The sequence below is a fragment of the Novacetimonas hansenii genome (assembly GCF_014843995.1).
Lineage (GTDB): Bacteria > Pseudomonadota > Alphaproteobacteria > Acetobacterales > Acetobacteraceae > Novacetimonas > Novacetimonas hansenii.
Genome location: NZ_CP062147.1, coordinates 64590 through 83873, shown reverse-complemented (window position 1 = coordinate 83873; position 19284 = coordinate 64590). Strand labels below are relative to the sequence as shown.

The 19284-nt window shown below is 62.5% G+C and carries 17 protein-coding genes; 13 read left to right on the top strand and 4 right to left on the bottom strand.

Features of this window, described 5'->3' with window-relative positions; all coding sequences use genetic code 11:
- Nucleotides 1–112: 112 nt before the first annotated feature.
- The gene (locus tag IFJ82_RS00360) at nt 113–1081 is read right to left on the bottom strand and encodes an MlaD family protein (RefSeq protein ID WP_003617026.1); all 969 of its coding nucleotides are present in this window, start codon (nt 1079–1081) and stop codon (nt 113–115) included.
- Between the two features lie 259 nt (nt 1082–1340).
- Here IFJ82_RS00360 and truB point away from each other — a divergent pair, with 259 nt between their 5' ends.
- Together truB and rpsO are read left to right on the top strand one after the other, a co-directional pair.
- The gene (gene truB / locus IFJ82_RS00355; RefSeq protein ID WP_003617028.1) at nt 1341–2261 is read left to right on the top strand and encodes a tRNA pseudouridine(55) synthase TruB; all 921 of its coding nucleotides are present in this window, start codon (nt 1341–1343) and stop codon (nt 2259–2261) included.
- 33 nt (nt 2262–2294) lie between these two features.
- Nucleotides 2295–2564: a 30S ribosomal protein S15 gene (gene rpsO / locus IFJ82_RS00350; protein WP_003617029.1), complete on the top strand. Its 270-nt coding sequence runs from the start codon at nt 2295–2297 to the stop codon at nt 2562–2564.
- Here the strand turns inward: rpsO and IFJ82_RS00345 are convergent.
- On the bottom strand, nt 2539–2802 hold the full coding sequence (locus tag IFJ82_RS00345; RefSeq protein ID WP_040510345.1) for a hypothetical protein: 264 nt from the start codon (nt 2800–2802) through the stop codon (nt 2539–2541). The genes rpsO and IFJ82_RS00345 overlap by 26 nt on opposite strands.
- A gap of 64 nt (nt 2803–2866) precedes the next feature.
- On the opposite strand from IFJ82_RS00345, the gene pnp reads away from it, so the two are divergent.
- Together pnp and IFJ82_RS00335 are read left to right on the top strand one after the other, a co-directional pair.
- Entirely contained in the window at nt 2867–4999 is a 2133-nt protein-coding gene (pnp, locus tag IFJ82_RS00340) for a polyribonucleotide nucleotidyltransferase (RefSeq protein WP_003617031.1), read from the top strand.
- 119 nt (nt 5000–5118) lie between these two features.
- On the top strand, nt 5119–6537 hold the full coding sequence (locus IFJ82_RS00335; protein ID WP_003617033.1) for an NAD(P)H-dependent flavin oxidoreductase: 1419 nt from the start codon (nt 5119–5121) through the stop codon (nt 6535–6537).
- Between the two features lie 291 nt (nt 6538–6828).
- On the opposite strand, the gene rdgB is transcribed toward IFJ82_RS00335, so the two are convergent.
- Both rdgB and rph read right to left on the bottom strand, forming a co-directional pair.
- Entirely contained in the window at nt 6829–7446 is a 618-nt protein-coding gene (gene rdgB, locus IFJ82_RS00330; protein WP_003617034.1) for an RdgB/HAM1 family non-canonical purine NTP pyrophosphatase, read from the bottom strand.
- A complete protein-coding gene (rph, locus tag IFJ82_RS00325; RefSeq protein ID WP_003617035.1) occupies nt 7443–8171 on the bottom strand; it encodes a ribonuclease PH in 729 nt (242 codons plus the stop codon). Before rph ends, rdgB begins: the two co-directional genes overlap by 4 nt.
- A gap of 258 nt (nt 8172–8429) precedes the next feature.
- Between rph and hrcA the strand changes: the two genes are divergently transcribed.
- The 9 genes from hrcA (at nt 8430) to IFJ82_RS00285 (ending at nt 18975) form a co-directional block, all read left to right on the top strand.
- A complete protein-coding gene (hrcA, locus tag IFJ82_RS00320) occupies nt 8430–9500 on the top strand; it encodes a heat-inducible transcriptional repressor HrcA (protein ID WP_192265213.1) in 1071 nt (356 codons plus the stop codon).
- Nucleotides 9501–9746: 246 nt separating this feature from the next.
- Nucleotides 9747–10631: an aldo/keto reductase gene (locus IFJ82_RS00315; protein WP_075595134.1), complete on the top strand. Its 885-nt coding sequence runs from the start codon at nt 9747–9749 to the stop codon at nt 10629–10631.
- Nucleotides 10632–10754: 123 nt separating this feature from the next.
- Nucleotides 10755–13502: a penicillin-binding protein 1A gene (locus tag IFJ82_RS00310; protein WP_192265211.1), complete on the top strand. Its 2748-nt coding sequence runs from the start codon at nt 10755–10757 to the stop codon at nt 13500–13502.
- 99 nt (nt 13503–13601) lie between these two features.
- A protein-coding gene (prfB, locus tag IFJ82_RS00305) for a peptide chain release factor 2 (protein ID WP_110550018.1) occupies nt 13602–14733 on the top strand; the annotation gives its coding sequence in 2 pieces (ribosomal slippage) (nt 13602–13670 and nt 13672–14733; 1131 coding nt in all).
- A gap of 215 nt (nt 14734–14948) precedes the next feature.
- A complete protein-coding gene (locus IFJ82_RS00300; RefSeq protein WP_081378632.1) occupies nt 14949–15332 on the top strand; it encodes a hypothetical protein in 384 nt (127 codons plus the stop codon).
- A 104-nt stretch (nt 15333–15436) separates the two neighbouring features.
- Nucleotides 15437–16204: a MotA/TolQ/ExbB proton channel family protein gene (locus IFJ82_RS00295; RefSeq protein WP_003617049.1), complete on the top strand. Its 768-nt coding sequence runs from the start codon at nt 15437–15439 to the stop codon at nt 16202–16204.
- A gap of 263 nt (nt 16205–16467) precedes the next feature.
- A complete protein-coding gene (locus IFJ82_RS00290) occupies nt 16468–17682 on the top strand; it encodes a tetratricopeptide repeat protein (protein ID WP_062809742.1) in 1215 nt (404 codons plus the stop codon).
- Between the two features lie 42 nt (nt 17683–17724).
- Nucleotides 17725–17859, top strand: a complete 135-nt coding sequence (locus IFJ82_RS15840; RefSeq protein WP_275403445.1) for a hypothetical protein — start codon at nt 17725–17727, stop codon at nt 17857–17859.
- 339 nt (nt 17860–18198) lie between these two features.
- Entirely contained in the window at nt 18199–18975 is a 777-nt protein-coding gene (locus IFJ82_RS00285; protein ID WP_003617054.1) for a response regulator, read from the top strand.
- Nucleotides 18976–19284: the final 309 nt, after the last annotated feature.

Genomic DNA, 19284 nt, shown 5'->3' with positions numbered 1-19284 from the left:
CCTGCGGGCCAGGAACCTGTTCCCTATGGGGAAAATCAGGCAGGGGCACTGCTCTGGACCGGCCAAAGGGCATGGCCCTTTGGCAACCATGACATGTCAGTGTTATGCCGCGTCAGTTGCGACGTCCCATCAGCAGAAGCTGGGGATTACGCTCCACATCGGTTGCAAAACCGCGCAGGGCGGATGCAGCGGCGGCCAGGTCACGCAGCGAGGAATCAAGGTTGGCGCGATCCGCCGAACTCGGGGCCGTGATGTCATGCAGCCCCGCCAGTGTCTGGCGTGCCTCTGTCACGGTGTTGTTCGAATTGATCAGCAGGTCATGCAGTTCGGCGCCGCGCGAATCAAGTTGCTGCGTGCCGCTGTTGGCAAGCCGGTCGATCGACGACAGTGTCACGTCCAGCCGCTTGTCGAGATCACGGATCGTATCGGTTGCGGTATCGACGGTCACGCGGCTGCGGTCGGATGTTTCCTTCACGCTTGTCACCAGCGGGGGCAGGTCCTTGTCCAGACGCTCTGCAAGGCTGCGGATGCTGACCAGCATTTCATCGGCGTTGGTTGCGATCGTCTTCAGCGGCAGGGTCGTCAGCGTATCGGTCAGCTTCTGCATTTCCGATTCGCGCACCGGGATTTCCGTCAGGTCCGACATGCCCGGATGCAGGCGCGCAGGTGTCGCGGGGTCGAATGACAGGTCGATTTCCTCCTGTCCCGTGACAAAGCTCTGCATATGCAGTTCCGCGCGCAGGCCATGCTGGATCAGGTCCGGCAGCCCCTCGGCGGTCAGGCCCTGGCTGTGTTCGGTGGATTTCGTGCGGTCCGCGCGCAACTGGATCGTGACGGGGATATACGCCTTGTGGGAGGCGGGATCGAACTTGATCCCGATCTTTTCCACCGCGCCGACCTGTACACCCTCAAGCGTGACGGGGGCACCGATTCCCAGTCCGTTGATGGCCCCGTCGAAAATCACGACGGCGTTGTTGGTGGCGGAAAACGGGTGAAATTTGCCGAACAGGACGACTGCCGCGACCCCCAGCAGCGCACCACCCAACACGAAAGCGCCGACCGTGGTCTGCCGTTCTGCCATGTGTTCAGGTCTCCCTACGACGCAATATTAAAGAGGTTTCAGTCCAATCCGCCTTACGCGACGGGTCATCAAGGATGGCACCGGAACGCCTGTCGCGAAAGCGGGACCGCCGGATGGCTGGCATGTTCCCGCCGGGGCGTTTTATCATACGCGGGCGCAACGGCCATCCCCATGGCGCAAGAATTAGGCCATTGCCCCGTTCCGGCGCGTCGTTTACACGCACGGGCCTTGGTTCTTTGGCAAAAAGGTTCTTGTGCTGATGCGACGCAGGCGTGGACGCCCGATTGATGGCTGGCTGATTGTGGACAAGCCGTCAGGAATGACGTCAACGCAGGTGGTCGGCCGTGTCCGCTATCTGTTTGACGCGTGCAAGGCCGGGCATGGCGGAACGCTGGACCCGCTGGCGACCGGCCTTCTGCCCGTTGCCTTTGGTGCGGCGACAAAGACTGTCCCCTATGTCATGGACGGCACCAAGCGGTATCACTTTACCCTGCGCATCGGTGAGGCACGTGATAGTGATGATGCCGATGGTGTCGTGACCGAAACATCGGACGTGCGCCCCGACAATGCGGCGTTCGAGGCGGCGCTGGCGGCCTTTCGTGGCGATATCATGCAGATCCCCCCGGTGTTTTCCGCGCTCAAGGTCGGGGGGGAGCGCGCCTATGACATGGCGCGTGACGGGCGTCCGCCCGACCTGCCGCCGCGACCGGCGCGTATCGACCGTTTTGAACTGATTGCGCGTCCCGATGCGGATACGGCGATCTTTGAGGTGGAATCCGGCAAGGGCGTGTACATGCGGTCTTTGGCGCGTGATATCGCGCGTGCATGCGGGACCGTGGGCCATGTTGCGGCGCTGCGGCGGCTGCAGGTGGGGCCTTTTGGGGAATCGGATGCGATTGTGCTGGACAAAATCGTCGCCAGCGCCGACAACGCGCCTGCCTCGCCGGATCTGCTGCTTCCGGTCGCGACCGCGCTGGACGACATCCCGGCGCTGGCCCTGACCCCGGAAGAAGCAGAATCCCTGTCGCATGGGCAGGCGCTCAGCCTGCTTGATCTGATGGGCCGGATTCCAGATGCCGTCGATCCCCGCAGCGGGGTCGTGCGCGCGATGGACGGGGCGCGTGTCGTGGGCCTGTGCCGTCCGGTTGATGGATGGTTGCGGCCCGTGCGCATGCTGTAAACCACGACCATCTCTTTTGAACGGAGCATCCCGATGTCGATTACCCCCGAACGCCGCACGGCGCTTATTGATGAATACCAGACCGCAGCCAAGGACACCGGTTCGCCGGAAGTACAGGTTGCGCTGCTGACGGAACGGATCGTCAACCTGACCGAGCACCTGAAGACCCATGCGAAGGATTTCCATTCGCGTCGTGGCCTGCTGATGCTGGTGGGTCGCCGCCGCCGCCTGCTGGATTATGTCAAGCGCAAGAGCCAGACCCGTTATGAAACGCTGATCAAGCGTCTGGGCCTGCGTCGCTGATTTGCGGCATGGCGGGATCGCATTCATAATGCGCCCGCCACGGATATTGCGCGGTTGCGGGGCGGTGGCGTCCCGTGCCGCGCATCCGTGCATTTTCGTGGCATTCAATGGTGGATGTCGCAAACACACGCTGCCGACACGACGGCGGAGACACCCGGACAGGGTCGCAGCGTTTCAGGCCACATGGTGTATTGGCGGCAGGCCCGTCATCGCTCCATGCCGTCCGAGGCGCTGCCATCGATATCCCAATGTTCGGTCCGCTCTGCTCCGTTTGCGGTAGCCAACGGACAGGAACTGTCTGCATGTTTGATTATTTCCGTACTGAGATCGAGTGGGGCGGCCGTCCCCTTATCCTCGAAACGGGCAAGATTGCGCGCCAGGCTGATGGCGCGGTTGTCGTCACCTATGGCGATACGGTCGTGCTGTGCACCGCCGTCGGCGCGAAAAGCGTCAAGCCGGGGCAGGATTTCTTCCCGCTGACGGTCAACTATCAGGAAAAGGCCTATGCCGCGGGCAAGATCCCCGGTGGCTTCTTCAAGCGCGAAGGCCGTCCGTCCGAGGCCGAAGTCCTCAATTCACGCCTGATCGACCGGCCGATCCGTCCGCTGTTCCCCGACAATTTCCGCAACGAGGTGCAGGTTGTCGCCACGGTGCTGAGCCATGACATGGAAAATGATCCGGCGATCGTGGCGCTGATCGGCTGTTCGGCCGCGCTGACACTGTCGGGTGTTCCGTTCTTCGGCCCGGTTGGCGCATGCCGCGTGGGTTATATTGATGGCAAGTATGTCCTGAACCCGACCATCGCGCAGACGAAGGAAAGCGCGCTTGACCTCGTCGTCGCAGGCACCGAGGAAGGTGTGCTGATGGTCGAGTCCGAGGCCGCTGAACTGAGCGAGAAGGTCATGCTCGGCGCGGTGACGTTCGGGCACGAGGCATTCCAGGACGTGATCGACGCGATCATCGAGCTTGCTGAACACGCGGCGAAGGCACCGTGGGATCTGGTCGAGCCGAGTGCAGAAGAAATCAAGCTGCGCAAGAAGATCGAGAAGCTGGGCCGCAAGGCAATCGCCGAGGCGTACCAGGAACGCGTCAAGCAGGTGCGTTACAAGAAGGTTGCCGCTGCGAAGGACGCGATCCTCGCCAAGCTCGACCCGGCAGAAGCCGAAGCCGCGAAGCCGCTGCTCAAGGAACTCGAAGCCAACGTCGTGCGCTCTGCCGTGTTGGAGACGGGGCATCGCATTGATGGCCGCGACCTCAAGACAATCCGCCCGATCGTTTCCGAGGTCGGCATCCTGCCGCGTGCGCATGGCTCCGCCCTGTTCACCCGTGGCGAGACGCAGGCCCTTGTCATCGCGACGCTTGGCACCGGTCAGGATGAACAGGTGATCGACGCGCTTGAAGGTGAATACCGCACCAATTTCATGCTGCATTACAACTTCCCCCCGTTCTCGGTCGGGGAATGTGGTCGCATGGGCTCGCCGGGGCGTCGTGAAATCGGTCATGGCAAGCTGGCATGGCGTGCGATCCACCCGCTGCTGCCGGGTAAGGATACCTTCCCGTACACGATGCGCGTCGTGTCCGAAATCACCGAAAGCAATGGTTCGTCCTCCATGGCCACGGTGTGCGGCACGTCGCTGGCGCTGATGGATGCGGGCGTTCCGCTGAAGCGTCCGGTCGCGGGCATCGCGATGGGCCTGATCAAGGAAGAGGAAGAATTCGCGGTCCTGTCCGATATCCTTGGTGACGAGGATCACCTCGGCGATATGGACTTCAAGGTTGCGGGTACGGAAAACGGCATCACCGCCCTGCAGATGGACATCAAGATCACGTCCATCACGCCCGAGATCATGGAAATCGCGCTTGATCAGGCACGCGGTGGCCGCATGCACATCCTTGGCGAGATGTCCAAGGCGCTGACGGAAGGGCGTTCGGATGTGTCGTCTTCCGCGCCGAAGATCACCACGATTTCGGTGCCGAAGGAAAAGATCCGCGACGTGATCGGGCAGGGTGGCAAGGTCATCCGCGAGATCGTGGAATATTCGGGTGCAAAGATCGACATCAACGACGATGGCACGATCATGATCGCCGCGTCTTCTGACGAACAGGCGGAAAAGGCGATCGAGCGTATCCGCGGCATCGTGGCCGAGCCCGAGATCGGCAAGATCTATAACGGCAAGGTGGTCAAGACGGCTGATTTCGGTGCGTTCGTGAACTTCCTTGGTCCGCGTGACGGTCTTGTCCACATCTCCGAACTGGCGCAGGGGCGTGTCGCGAAGACCACCGATGTCGTCAAGCAGGGTGATGAAGTGAAGGTGAAGGTCCTGGGGTTTGATGACCGCGGCAAGGTGAAGTTGTCCATGCGGGTTGTCGATCAGGAAACCGGTGCCGATATCGGTGAAGCGGTTGGCGCAAAGGCCGGGCGCACCGCGCGCTGATACGGATATCGCGGGCACGACCGACCTGAGGGATCACGGGCGCGGGGCATGACCCCGGGCCCGTGGTTCCCGCGACATGGCCGGTGTGGACCGGTTTTACAGATGACGATGGAATGACGATGAAGGCGATCAACACGATCCGGATGGGTGGGGTGGATATCCTGCCCCTGGTCGAGGGGGGAAAAGGGGTTTCGATCTCCACCGGGGCCTCGTCCGGGCATTGGGCCGGGGCGGGCGGTGCTGGTACGGTATCGATCGTGAATGCCGATTCGTACGATGCCGACGGAAATGTCGTGCCCCAGATCTATCGGGGGCGCACCCGTCTTGAAAAGCATGAGGAACTGATCGACTACGCCATCAGGGGTGGTATCGATCAGGTGCGCATCGCCCACGAGGTCGCGGGTGGCAAGGGACGCATCCACGCCAATATCCTGTGGGAAATGGGCGGGGCCGAACGTGTGATCCGTGGCGTGCTGGAAGGTACGAAGGGCCTGATCAACGGCCTGACATGTGGCGCGGGCATGCCCTATCGCCTGTCGGACATCGCCACTGAATACGGTGTGTATTATTACCCCATCGTGTCGTCGGCACGTGCGTTCAACGCATTGTGGCGGCGTTCATATCACAAGAGTGCGGACCTGCTTGGTGGTGTGGTGTACGAGGATCCGTGGCGCGCGGGCGGGCATAATGGCCTGTCGAACACGGAAAATCCCCTCGCCCCCGAAGATCCGTTGCCGCGTGTGCTGGCATTGCGCAAGCAGATGCGTGCCTTTGGCCTTGATGAGACCCCCATTATCATGGCGGGTGGCGTCTGGTGTCTGGAGGAATGGCAGGACTGGATTGACAATCCCGACCTTGGGCCTGTGGCGTTCCAGTTCGGTACGCGCCCATTGCTGACGCGTGAAAGCCCCATTCCCGATGTATGGAAACAGCGGCTGATGACGCTGAAGAAGGGGGATGTGTTCCTTAACCGCTTCTCCCCGACCGGTTTCTATTCCTCGGCGGTGAATAACGACTTCCTGCGCGAACTGCGGGCGCGTTCCGAACGCCAGATTGCGTTTTCCACCGAACCCGTGGGCGAACACGCGACGGCGTTCAGCGTGGGGGCGCGTGGCCGCGTCGTGTACGTAACCCATCCCGATAGCGAGCATGCCGCCCTGTGGCAGCGTGAAGGCTATACGGAGGGGCTGCGCACGCCGGACAATACGCTGGTGTTCGTCACGCCGGAAAAGGCGCGCGAAATCCTGTCCGACCAGGCGGCCTGCATGGGGTGCCTGTCGGAATGCCGCTTTTCCAACTGGAGCCAGAGGGCCCCGTCCTATACCAACGGGCACAAGGCTGACCCGCGTTCGTACTGTATCCAGAAGACACTCCAGACCGTGGCGCATGCCCATGGTCCCGATGCGGGCGATGTCATGGAACACAACCTGATGTTCGGTGGCACCAATGCGTGGCGTTTTGCGACCGATCCTTTCTATGCCAACGGGTTCGTGCCCACTGTGGCGCAGCTTGTCGAACGGATCATGACCGGACGCTGACGGACCTGCCGTGCTGTCGCCGGACAGGAACGGACCTGAAAAAAAGCCCTGCCACGTTTGCGTGGCAGGGCTTTTTTATTGGCGAGGATGAATTGTGTGACGCAACGGCGTTCCCGGTTGCGTCCCTTGGGCTGCCCCATGGGCTATCCTCATGGACGGCCCGCAGGGTGTCCAGAATTGGGGCGTCCAGAATTGGGACGCCCCGTGTTGACCGGTCGCCTGATGTCAGGGCCGGTGACACGATCCAGCTTTTTCTGGCCCAGCTTTTTTTTAGGCGATGACGCATGGAGATCACGCGGGTTGCAGGCATCCCTCCCGAAAAAGGCGGAAGGCACGGCCCCGGTGGCTGATGGTGTTTTTCTGTGTTTCCGTCATTTCCGCAAAGGTAAGGGGGCTGCCCTCGGGGGCGAAGATCGGGTCATAGCCATGGCCATGTGTTCCGCGTGGCGGCCAGACGACCTGCCCGTCGATGCGTCCCTCGAATGTTGTGCTCTGTCCGTCCGGCCATGCCAGACACAGGACAGAGATGAACCATGCCGTCCGGTCGGGGGTATCGCCCATCAGGTCATGGATACGGCGCATGACGGCGGGGAAGTCCTTGTCCGGACCGGCCCAGCGCGCCGACAGGATGCCCGGATCACCATTGAGCGCACTGACGCAGAATCCTGAATCATCAGCCAGTGCAGGCAGGCCCGCCGCCTGCGCCGCCGCCAGCGCCTTGATTTCGGCATTCCCAGCAAAGGTCGTGGCGGTTTCTTCCGGCTCCGGCAGGTTCAGCGTCGCGGCAGAGATAACCTTGATCCCATACCCGGACAGCAGCGCGGAAAACTCCACCAGCTTGCCTGCATTATGGCTGGCAAGGACGAGGGTATCCCCCCGACGCAGCCCGCGTGCCTGCACGGGGCTCATGCCGTCACCGCCTGCGCCACCGCGTCGCGCTGGATTTCAAACAGCTGTGCTGTCCCCACCTGCGCCAGACGCATCAGTTCGTTGAACTGTTCCTGTGAAAAGGGGGCCTGTTCCGCCGTCCCCTGGATTTCGACGATGCCGCCGGTTTCGGTCAGCACGAAATTGGCGTCCGCCACGGCATTGCTGTCTTCGGCGTAATCAAGGTCCAGCACCGCACCCGCCCCCGTCAGGCCGCATGATACTGCCGCCACCTGCGCCGTGATTGGCAGGGCCGGGATCACATTCGCCCGCACCAGTCCGTCAAGTGCGAGACGCAGCGCAACCCACGCGCCGGTGATGGCGGCACAGCGCGTGCCGCCATCGGCGTTGAGCACGTCGCAATCCACCGTGATGGAGATTTCGCCCAAGGCCCGCAGATCTATCCCCGCACGCAGCGCACGTGCAATCAGGCGCTGGATTTCATGTGTGCGGCCACCCTGTTTCCCCTTTGCGGCCTCACGCGGGCCACGGCTGTGGGTTGCGCGCGGCAGCATGCCATATTCGGCTGTAACCCATCCCTGTCCCTTGCCCCGCAGGAACGGGGGGACACGGGATTCAATGCTGGCGGCGCACAGAACCTCGGTCCCGCCCATGCGGATCAGCGCGGACCCTTCGGCATGGCGGGCAAAGCCGGTCTGTATGGAAACGGGGCGAAGGGCGTCAATGGCGCGGCCGGATGGGCGCATGAAGGAAACTCCCGATGAAATCGTGTCTCGCGGCATAGCGCGCAACCCCCGTTCTTTCCAGTCCCGTCCCCGCCAGTCCCGTCCCCGGCCGGTGTGTCGCGGGCGCGGGCCGGTGTGGGAATTGTGGGGGCGGGGCGCAATCATGTGATTGTCGCAACAATACGTTGTGCCTATCCTTGTCACCGACCCATGCCCGCGCCAGATCAGAAGGCGGGACATCGTGGCTGTTTATATCTGCGCGCAAGGAGGGAGAACGCCATGGATATCGGAGTACTGTCTTCGCGTCCCGCCCTGCCGCCGGGGCTGGATGCGCGTTCCGCCGCGATATTGCGCGAAATTGTGGAGCAGTATGTCGAAACCGGCGACCCGGTTGGATCGCGCACCCTGTCGCGTCGCCTGCCGCTGTCGCTGTCACCTGCGACGATCCGCAATATCATGGCCGACCTGACCGAGGCGGGATTACTGTTTTCGCCCCATACCTCTGCCGGGCGCCTGCCGACGGAAAAGGGTGTGCGCCTGTTCGTCGATGGCCTGTTGCAGTTCGGCAGCCTGAGCGAGGATGAGCGCGAGACGATCACCCGCGCGCTGGAGGTCCGGGGGCGTTCGCTACAGGACATGCTGGGGGAGGCATCGTTGATGCTGTCGGGCCTGTCCTCGGCCGCGGGGCTGGTCCTTGCCCCCAAGAGCGATGGCACCATCAAGCATATCGAGTTCGTCGCCCTCGGTCCGGGCCGCGCGCTGGTCATTCTGGTCGGGTCCGACGGGCAGGTGGAAAACCGCGTGATCGAAATCCCCTCTGGCCTGCCGCCCTCTGCGCTGGTGGAGGCGGGGAACTACCTCAATGCGCACCTGTCGGGCCGGACGCTCGACATCCTGCGTGACAAGGTCAGCGGTGACATCGCGGCCAACCGTACCGAACTCGATCAGTTGACGACAGAGGTGGTGGCCAGCGGCCTTGCCACGTGGAGTGATGCGGAAGAACGTGGCGGGACGCTGTTCATCCGGGGGCAGGCGCGGCTGTTGTCAGATGTGACGGAGATCGAGCGGCTTTCGACCATCCAGATGCTGTTCGACCGGCTGGAAACGCAGGAGACGATGTTGCGGCTGCTCGACCTTGCGTGCGAATCCGAGGGGGTGCGGATATTCATCGGTGCGGAAAGCGGCCTGTTCGGGATGGCCGGGATGTCGGTGGTGATGGCGCCCGCACGTACTGATTCCAACCGCATCGTTGGTGCGATCGGTGTCATCGGCCCGACGCGGATCAATTACGGGCGCATCATTCCCGTGGTGGATTACACCGCGCGCGTGATCGGGCGCATGCTGGGCTGAAACATGAAAATTCTGCGGCCGCCTCGTCCCTGAACAGGGCGGTGCCTTGCAAGGCTTTTTGAAAACAGGCTTCACTTGACACTTCTGACCCCCCCGGTTTTCCCCTGACCCGCCGTACCCTGCATGGGGCACGGGGCAGCGTGCGCACAGGGGAGGGTCCGTGCAGCCCGTCATTTCCCTGCCCGTTATCAGGTGCCCGTCATCAGGTGACAGGCTGTTGCGTGGAAATAGGCAAGGAGTAACGCCATGACCGTATCCCCATCACGTCCCGGCGGCACATTCCGTATTGGCGGTGAACTTGAGGTCGCGCGCCTTGGGTTCGGGGCGATGCGCATCACGGGGCCGGGCATCTGGGGCGAACCCGCCGACCGTGATGCCGCCCTTGCCACGTTGCGGCTGCTGCCTGAACTTGGCGTGAACTTCATCGACACAGCCGACGCCTATGGCCCTTTCGTCAGTGAAGACCTGATTCACGAGGCCCTGTCGCCTTACAAGGGCCTGGTGATTGCGACCAAGGGTGGCCATACCCGCCATGGCCCCGACCTCTGGCGCCCGGTGGGCAACCCTGATTACCTGCGCCAGTGTGTGATGATGAGCATGCGTCGCCTGGGTGTGGAACGCATCGACCTGTGGCAGCTTCACCGCGTCGGCCCCGACACCACGCCTGAACGGCAGTTTGAAGAGATCGCCACGATGCGCGCGCAGGGGCTGATCCGCCATGTCGGCCTGTCAGAAGTCACGGTGGAGATGATCGAGCGCGCGCGGCTGTATTTCCCGGTTGCGACGGTGCAGAACCGCTTCAACCTTGTGAACCGCTATTCTGAGGCGGTGCTTGATTACTGCACGCGCGAACGGATCGGCTTTATCCCGTGGGCCCCGCTGGCGGCAGGGGGGCTTGCGCGGGGGGATAATGTGCTGACACGCGTGGCGCAGTCGCGCGGCGTCACCACGGGGCAGGTGGCGCTGGCGTGGCTGTTGCGGCGTTCGCCGGTCATGCTGCCCATTCCCGGCACCTCCCGCCCCGATCACGCCCGTGCCAATGCGCAGGCCGCGACATTGGTGCTGACGGATGCGGAATTCGACGCGCTTGACCGTGATGGCCGCGCGGAATGGGACCGCCTGCGCGCCTGATCCTGAACGGGCTGTCATGCGTGTGTTGCGGATCGGGGGCGACGTGGGCGCCGGACGGTGCTAGGACAGGGGCAGACCAACAGGGGGCCAGACCACAGTCCCTATTTCCCTATTGGATACCGGATGACGCTTGCTGACGGATCGGGCCGCGATGGCCGGGTGGATGGAACCTCTGACGCCACGCGTGATGGCGGGCGGCCGGACGGGCGGCGTCCGCGTCCCCCCACGGGTGGCCGGCGCCCGCGTTATCGCCTGGTGCGCAGGCTGGCGGGCGGGGTGCTGGGTGTCGTGCTGCTGGCCGGTGGGGTTGGCGGTGTCGTCGCGTGGCAGGAATATTCACGCCTGGCCGAAGGGCTGCCGACTGTTGACGGGCTGCGTACCTATCAGCCCCCGGTGATGAGCCGCCTTTATTCCGGCGATGACCAGATCATGGCCGAACTCGCGGCGGAGCGGCGGATCTTCGTTCCCTACAGCGCGATTCCCGAACGTGTGCGCAACGCCTTCCTTGCGGCGGAGGATCAGAAGTTCTTCACCCATGGCGGGGTGGACCCGCTGGCGATCATCCGCGCGGGCCTGACGGACCTGATGATGCACGGCTCCAAACACCGGCCGATCGGTGCGTCCACCATCACGCAGCAGGTGGCGCGCATCATGCTGCTGGGCTCCAACGCCGTGTCGATGGAACGCAAGGCCAAGGAGGCGCTGCTGGCGATGCGGCTGGAACAGACGCTTTCCAAGCAGCAGATCCTCGAAATCTACCTCAATGAAATCTATCTTGGCGACGGGGCGTACGGCATCGGGGCCGCCGCGCAGACCTATTTCAACAAGCCGCTGGACCAGCTTGACAATGCGGAAGCCGCCTTCCTTGGCGCGTTGCCCAAATCGCCCACCAACTACAATCCCGTGCGCTTTCCGCAGGCTGCGACCGGGCGGCGCAACTGGGTGCTGGAACGTATGGCCGACCTGCATGCCATCACCCCGCAGGAAGCCCGTGCGGCGGAACAGGAACCCCTGATCCCCGCCTCCTTCACCCGTCCCGGCCCGGTTCCCGGTTCCGAATGGTTTTCGGAGGAGGTGCGCCGCCAGTTGATCGATAAATACGGCATCAATTCCACCATGGAAGGTGGCCTTTCGGTCCATACCAGCATGGACCCGCACCTGCAGCAGGTGGCGACGACGGCCCTGCATGAAGGGCTGATGCGTTATGACCGTGCCCATGGCGGCTGGCGCGGGCCGGTCACGCATCTGGACGATGTGGACCCGCATGGGGACTGGGCCAGCGCACTGGCGCGGGTCGGGGCGCCGGCCTCCATGCTGACGACGTGGCGTCTTGCGGTCGTGCTTTCGGCGGCGACGGGGCAGGTCGGCTGGCTGGAGGGCAAGTCCCCCGTCATCCCGCGCACCGGGGAACTTCCGGTGCGTGACCGTTCGTGGATGCGTACGGGCAAGGGGATTGCGACCGGCGATGTCGTGATGATCGAACCGATGGCCGACAGTTCCGGCGTCGCCCTGCGACAAGTGCCCCGTGTCGAAGGGGCGTTGACGACCATTGACGTGCGCACCGGGCGTGTGCTGGCGATGGTGGGGGGATGGTCGTTCCGTGCATCGCAGTTCAACCGCGTGACACAGGCCGCGCGCCAGCCGGGATCGTCGTTCAAGCCGTTCGTCTATCTTGCCGCGATGGAGCAGGGGATTTCGCCATCGCAGAAGTTCGATGATTCGCCGGTATCTTATGGCGAATGGCATCCCAACAATTATGAAAAGGACTTCTGGGGTCCGACCATGCTGCATGATGCCCTGCGGGAATCGCGCAATCTGGTCACGATCCGCCTTGCCGCACAGATCGGCATGAAGTCGGTGGCCGACATGGCGCAGAAACTCGACCTCGTGCATTCCATGCCGCTGGTGTTGCCCGCCGCCCTGGGTGCCGTGGAAACGACCGTGATGCGGGAGGCCGGGGCCTATGCCACGTTGGCGGCGGGTGGCCATCTGGTGACGCCGACGCTGATTGATGATGTGAAGGACCGCAACGGCAATGTCCTGTGGCGCGCGCCGGGGCTTCAGCTTGGTCCCATGCCCGCAACACCCGTGTCCCCGACATCCGTGCCCGCATCGCCCGGCGTCGTATCATCGGGAGGCGTAGCATCGGGGGCCGTATCATCAGGCGCCGCGCCGTCCGTGCCTGTCGCGTCTGCTTTGCCCCCTGGTGGGCCGGATGCCGCCACGGCGTCCGATACCGGGCCTGTGCTGCAAGATACGCGCCCGCAGGTTGTGTCCGCCGACAGTGCGTACCAGGTCGTGACCATGCTGCGTGATGTGATCCGTCGGGGCACCGGTGTGCGCGCTGGCGCCGGGATCGATCAGCCTGTGGCGGGAAAGACCGGTACCAGCCAGGATTTCAACGATGCATGGTTCGCCGGTTTCTCCCCCGATCTGGTGACGGTGGTATGGATCGGGTTCGATACACCGCAAAGCCTTGGCCGCAATGAAACCGGTGGGGTGATTGCAGGCCCGATCTGGAACCAGGTGATGAAGGCCGCGCTGGCGGAACGGCCACGGGTGGATTTCCGTGCGCCGCCTGGCATGCGCCTTGCGCAGTACAATACCGGCATGGGCATGGCGATTGATGCCTTCAAGCCCGACCAGCAACCCGGCATCAGCGTTGATATGGGCGCGGGTGCGATTGGCACGCTTACAGCCGCTGATACAGGGGCGGAGAACATGCCCGATTCCGAAAGCGACATGGCGACGGCCCCCGGCCATGGCCCGGTGGGGAACGGCGTGCCGGGGACGGTGGGGCAGTCTTCGCCCGGTTCGTCCGCGCCGCCCGTGCCATCCGGGGGTGACATCGGAATGGGCGGCCTGTATTGACGCCTGACAGGATTGAGACCTGACACGATGGCCCGGTGTGGCTGCCATGCCCGCCGGTCGCATGTGTCCCTATCACGATGAGCGTAGGAGTAAGCCCCGATGTCTGCCGAGACCGAGGCCCTGAATGACCAGATCAAGCAGTCGGTGGCGCTGCTGAGGAGGCATCTTTGACTGGGATGTCGCAACTGAACGTCTCGCGGAACTGAATAACCGCGTCGAAGACCCGGACCTGTGGAATGATGCCGAGGCCGCGCAGAAACTGATGCGCGAGCGTACGCTGCTGGCGAACCAGATCGAGGGCGTGCAGAAGCTTGAAGGCGACGTGCGCGATACGATCGAACTCGTGGAACTGGCAGAGATGGAAGGCGACGGCGATGTCGTGGCCGAAGGGGTGCTGGCCCTGCGTGCGCTGGCCGAGGAAGCAAAGCGGCGGGAGACCGAAAGCCTGCTTTCGGGCGAGGCTGACGGCAATGACTGCTACCTTGAGGTGAATGCGGGCGCAGGCGGGACGGAGGCGCAGGACTGGGCCGAGATGCTGCTGCGCATGTATACCCGCTGGGCCGAGCAGCATGGGTACAAAGTGACCCTGATGGAAAGTTCCGAAGGGGAGCAGGCCGGCCTGAAATCCGCCACCATTCAGGTCAGCGGCCCGAATGCCTATGGCTGGCTGAAGACGGAGGCCGGGGTCCACCGGCTTGTGCGTATTTCCCCGTTTGACGCGGCGGCGCGGCGGCAGACCTCATTCGCGTCGGTGTGGGTCTATCCCGTGATTGACGATTCCATCGAAATCGACATCAACGAGGCCGATTTGCGTGTCGATACCTTCCGCGCGTCTGGTGCGGGCGGGCAGCACGTCAACAAGACGGAATCGGCCATCCGCATCACCCACATCCCCACCGGGATTGTCGTTGCGTGTCAGACCGACCGGTCGCAGCACCGTAACCGCGCGACCGCGATGGCGATGCTCAAGGCGCGGATGTACGAGCAAGAACTCCAACGGCGCGAGGCGGCGGCGGCACAGACCGAGGCGGCGAAGACCGATATCGGCTGGGGCCACCAGATCCGTTCCTATGTCCTTGCCCCCTATCAGTTGGTCAAGGATCTGCGGACCAACATGGAAAAGACGAATCCGGGCGCTGTCCTTGATGGCGACCTTGATGATTTCATGGCCGCCTCCCTTGCGGCGCAGGTTGGGGCCACCCGCTCGGAAGCCAGCGCACAGGCGCAGTGATCCCCGCGTGTCCGTCCCGTGGCGCGGGCGGGCACGTAAATGGGGGGTGTTTTCGCATCCCCCGGCCATCAATCGGCGTACAGGCCCGCCCTGCACCCCCTTTTCAGGCCGGGTGTGAGGCACTTGCGGGAAAATTGTTCCGTTTCCGGTGCATAACCGCCTTGACATGCGACGGCGGAAACCGCCCAATCCCATAACCGGCATCGTCATGCGTCATGCCCCGTTCCGTCGGGCGGGCAGGCACGCGTTGGCATGCCATGGCACGGGTTTGGGATAAGGGTGGTTCCGGGATGGATTATGTAAGACTGCAACGTCGGCAGACCCCATTCGCGCGGGTAATTGCAGGTGTTGCGGTGCTGCATGTCGTCGCGGTCGGTATTTTTGCCTATGGCCTGCATCCCAAGTCATGGAACATGTTTCCCGCCCCACCCCGGGCGCAATTGATCCCGTTGCGGATCGTCCGTGATGCGCCATCCTTCCTTCCCGCCGCCGTGCCGCCCCATGGCCCTGTCCTTTCCATCCCGGTCGTGCCCCGCATCGCGCCGCCCGATATCGCGCGGATGCTGCATGGGCCTGACCATCCGGTTCATGAAAAATGACCGTTTTACCGTATGGCGGGCCGGTCCCGGCCCTGTCGTCTGCCGGTCCCCTGTATTGCCGGGACCCCGCACCGTTTCTTTCCCGTCAGAGGATCTTGATTACAATGACCCGACAGCATCGTATCCTTCTTACCGCGGCCGTAGTGCTGATGACGGCCGCGCCGGCCATGGCTTTCGCCGCAGGCGGAGGAGGGGCGGAGGCCAACCCGTATGGTCTGGGCGCCCTGTGGTCGAACGGTGACTTCATTGCCCGTACCGTTCTGCTGATCATGGTCGTCATGTCGGTCGGCACGTGGTACATCATGATCAGCAAGTTCCTGGAGCAGGCGCGCATCCTCAAGGATGCAAAGATCATGAAAACCGATTTCTGGACCAAGCCGACCATCCAGGCCGGTTCCGACGCGATGCCCGCCAGCTCGCCCTTCCGCTATATCGCGCAGACCGGCATCACTGCGGCCGAACACCACGAAGGCACGATGCAGGAGGCGATCGACCTGCATTCATGGACGACGATGTCGATCCTGCGTTCGGTCGAACTGGTGCAGACGCGCCTTCAGGGCGGGCTTGCGTTCCTTGGGACCGTGGGTTCGACCTCTCCGTTCGTTGGCCTGTTCGGCACGGTCTGGGGCATCTATCACGCGCTGACGGCCATCGGTATCGCGGGCAATGCCTCGATCGACAAGGTTGCAGGCCCGGTTGGTGAATCGCTCATCATGACGGCCATCGGCCTTGGTACCGCGGTTCCGGCGGTTCTTGGCTACAACCTGCTGGTGCGCCGTAACAAGGGCGCGATGGACGAGGTCCGCAATTTCGCGGCCGATGTGCAGTCCGTGCTGCTTGGCGGTTATCGCCACATTGATCCCAACGGCTGAGTACTGACGTGCGCGGCGGGGATCGGTCGCGTGTCGTGCATCCGTAATGGCAAGGCCGGCGTTGGTCATGACGCCGGCCCGTGCCATTTTACGGGCATGGCGCACGCAGATACCCGCGCGCCCCTCCTTGCGGGGTGGTGAAGATTGCGCTGTCATTCATGCAATGCGCGGCACGGTCCGCGATTACGGGTCATGACCGAATTCATGGAAAGGACAATAAGTTGAAAAGCAGTAAGTTGAAATCGTCGTTCCGGGTGCGTGGCATGCTGTTGGCCGGTGCGGTGACGGCGTTGCCGCTGTCCGTGTTCCTGATGGTGCAGCCCGCGCAGGCCGCAGACGAACTGGGCGAGAAGGTGGGCAAGAACCTCCAGACCGCGCAGACGGCGCTTGCCGCCCACAAATACCCGCAGGCGATGGCAGCCGTGGACGCGGCCGAGGCTGTGTCTGGCAAGACCGAATATGAATCCTATACCATTGACCAGATGCGCGCAGCCGTCGCGGCGCAGTCGGGTGATGTCAACGCGGCGATCTCAGCCTATGACAAGCTGATCGCATCAGGCCGTACACCCGCGGCCACCAAGGAACAGATGGCGCTGGCCGAAGCCTCCATGGCCTATACCGCCAAGGATTATCCCCGCGCTGCGCAGGTTGCGGAGAAATATATCAAGGCGGGTGGCGCAAATCCGCAGATGTACACCATCCTGATTCAGGCCTATTACCTGCAGAAGGATTACGCCAACGCCGCACGCGCGCAGCAGGCGCAGATCAACGTGCAGGCGAAGGCAGGCACGAAGCCCACCGAAAACCAGCTTCAGCTTCTGGCGGCCTGTCAGGCGCAGACGCATGACCAGGCGGCGCTGATGCAGACCTATGTCGCGCTGGCAACCTATTATCCCAAGCCTGATTACTGGGCGCAGGTTGTGCATTCGGTGCTGAGCAACCAGCATATGGCGCCTGCGCTGCGTCTGGACATTGACCGCGTGCGTCTGGCGGCAGGTCTGGTGAAGACGCCGGCGGAATATATCGACATCGCCGAACTCGCGATGCAGGCGGGCCTGCCCCAGATCGCGCTTGACGTGATGAACGAAGGGTATGGCGCGAATGTGCTGGGTCATGATGCGGGCGCCGCGCGTGAAGACCGCCTGAAGCAGATGATCACCCAGACAGTGGCGGACCGCAAGGCGAACATCGCCACGGCGGAAACGCAGGCCCAGCAGTCCCCCAATGGCAACGCGCTGGTGACGACGGGTTATAACTATGTGACGTTTGGTCAGGCGGACAAGGGCCTGCAGGTGATGAATGCGGGCATTGCGAAAGGCCCGACCGACATCAACATCGCAAAGCTGCACCTTGGCCTGGCGCAGGCTGCCGCAGGGCAGAAGGCTGCCGCGATCGCCACGCTGAAGGGCGTCGGCGGCGACAATGGCGCGCGTGATATCGCACAGTTCTGGGTGCTCAAGCTGGGTGCGCCGTCCTGAAGGGACTTTTGTAGAGTCCCCGTTTGATAAGACAGAAACATCATGGATGCCGACTTCTCACGGGAAGGCGGCATCCCCCTGAAATTTTCTGAGAGAGTGTTTGAAAACAAACCTTTGATAAAAACAGGAAAAGTTTTTGGGTGCCGCCTTTCGATCGAAAAAGGCGGCGTCTTCTGAAGCTTTTTGCAAAAAAGCTTCACCAAAAACTTTTGTAATTTCAGTATGTTATCGAGGCTGACTTTTCAAACAATCTCTGGGTTTTCTGCAATAAGCCCTGCTGGGCATTTATGATTATTTTCATGATGCCGGCTGCATGATGTCTGTCAGGCAGGGCTTCTTGCATGACGCGACAGGCGTGCCCACGCCCCTCCCGCCGTGGTAATTTGCGGGCGCGTTGCGCCACCCCCTGACATTTTATGACATATGACGCACCCTTTTGCCCGTTCCACACGTTGGATAAGGTGAAAGCTGCACGTTCAGCGATCAGTCTTGAATTTCAGGGAAATACTGCCAGGCATGACCACACATCCATCTGTTGAACCTGATCTTCCCGCCCGTATCGTTGTTGTCGAGGACGATGCAGGCGTCCGTACCCTGATCGTGCGGGCGTTGCAGGGTGATGGCTATCGCGTGCGTGGGGTGCAGGACGCATCGGAAATGTGGGATGCGCTGGCGGCGCAGCCTGCTGACCTGATCATCCTTGACGTCATGCTGCCGGGGACGAATGGCCTTGATTTGTGCCGTGCCCTGCGTTCGGGCGAGGGCGCGCTTCCCGCAGGTGGCACGGATGTCAGCGAGGTGCCGATCATCATGGTGTCCGCACGGGGGGAAGAACTCGATCGTGTGCTGGGGCTGGAACTTGGCGCCGATGATTATGTGCCCAAGCCATTCGGGCAGAAGGAACTGCTGGCGCGTGTGCGTGCGGTCCTGCGACGGCGTGGTGGTGGCATCACCACACCAAGTGCCGGGCGCCCCCGCAAGGAGACGTTGCGTTTTTCCGGCTGGACGCTGGACCTGCGCCGACGTGAACTGACGGACCCGTCAGGTGCCGCGGTGGAGATTTCCGGTGCGGAACATGACCTGCTGACCAGTTTCCTTGACAATCCGCAGCGCGTGATCGGGCGGGACCGGCTTTTGGAACTGTCACGCACGCGTCTGGGCGATGTGTCTGACCGCAGCGTGGATGTGCTGGTCAGCCGCCTGCGCCGCAAGCTGGGCGCGGATGCGGACAATCTGATCCGCACCGTGCGCGGCATGGGATATATTTTCACATCCGAGGTGGAGCGCGTCTGAGAAGACGGTGTCCAATCGCCAGTTGATAAGAGACTGTTTGAAAATAAATCATTGATAAAAAAACAAGAAAAGTTTTTAGGTGCTGCCTTTTTATCGAAAAAGGCGGCGTCTTCTGAAGCTTTTTAGAAAAAGCTTCACCAAAAATCTTTATAATTTCAGTCTGTTGTCGAGCCTGACTTTTCAAACAGTCTCTAAAATCCATGGAAGTTTCTGGCGGTTGCCTTTTTTCAGAAGGGCTGCCCTCTTTCAGGGTGGTTTGAAAAAGGCTTCACCAGAAACTTCCGGAAATTCGCGCGGTGTTCCTTGGGT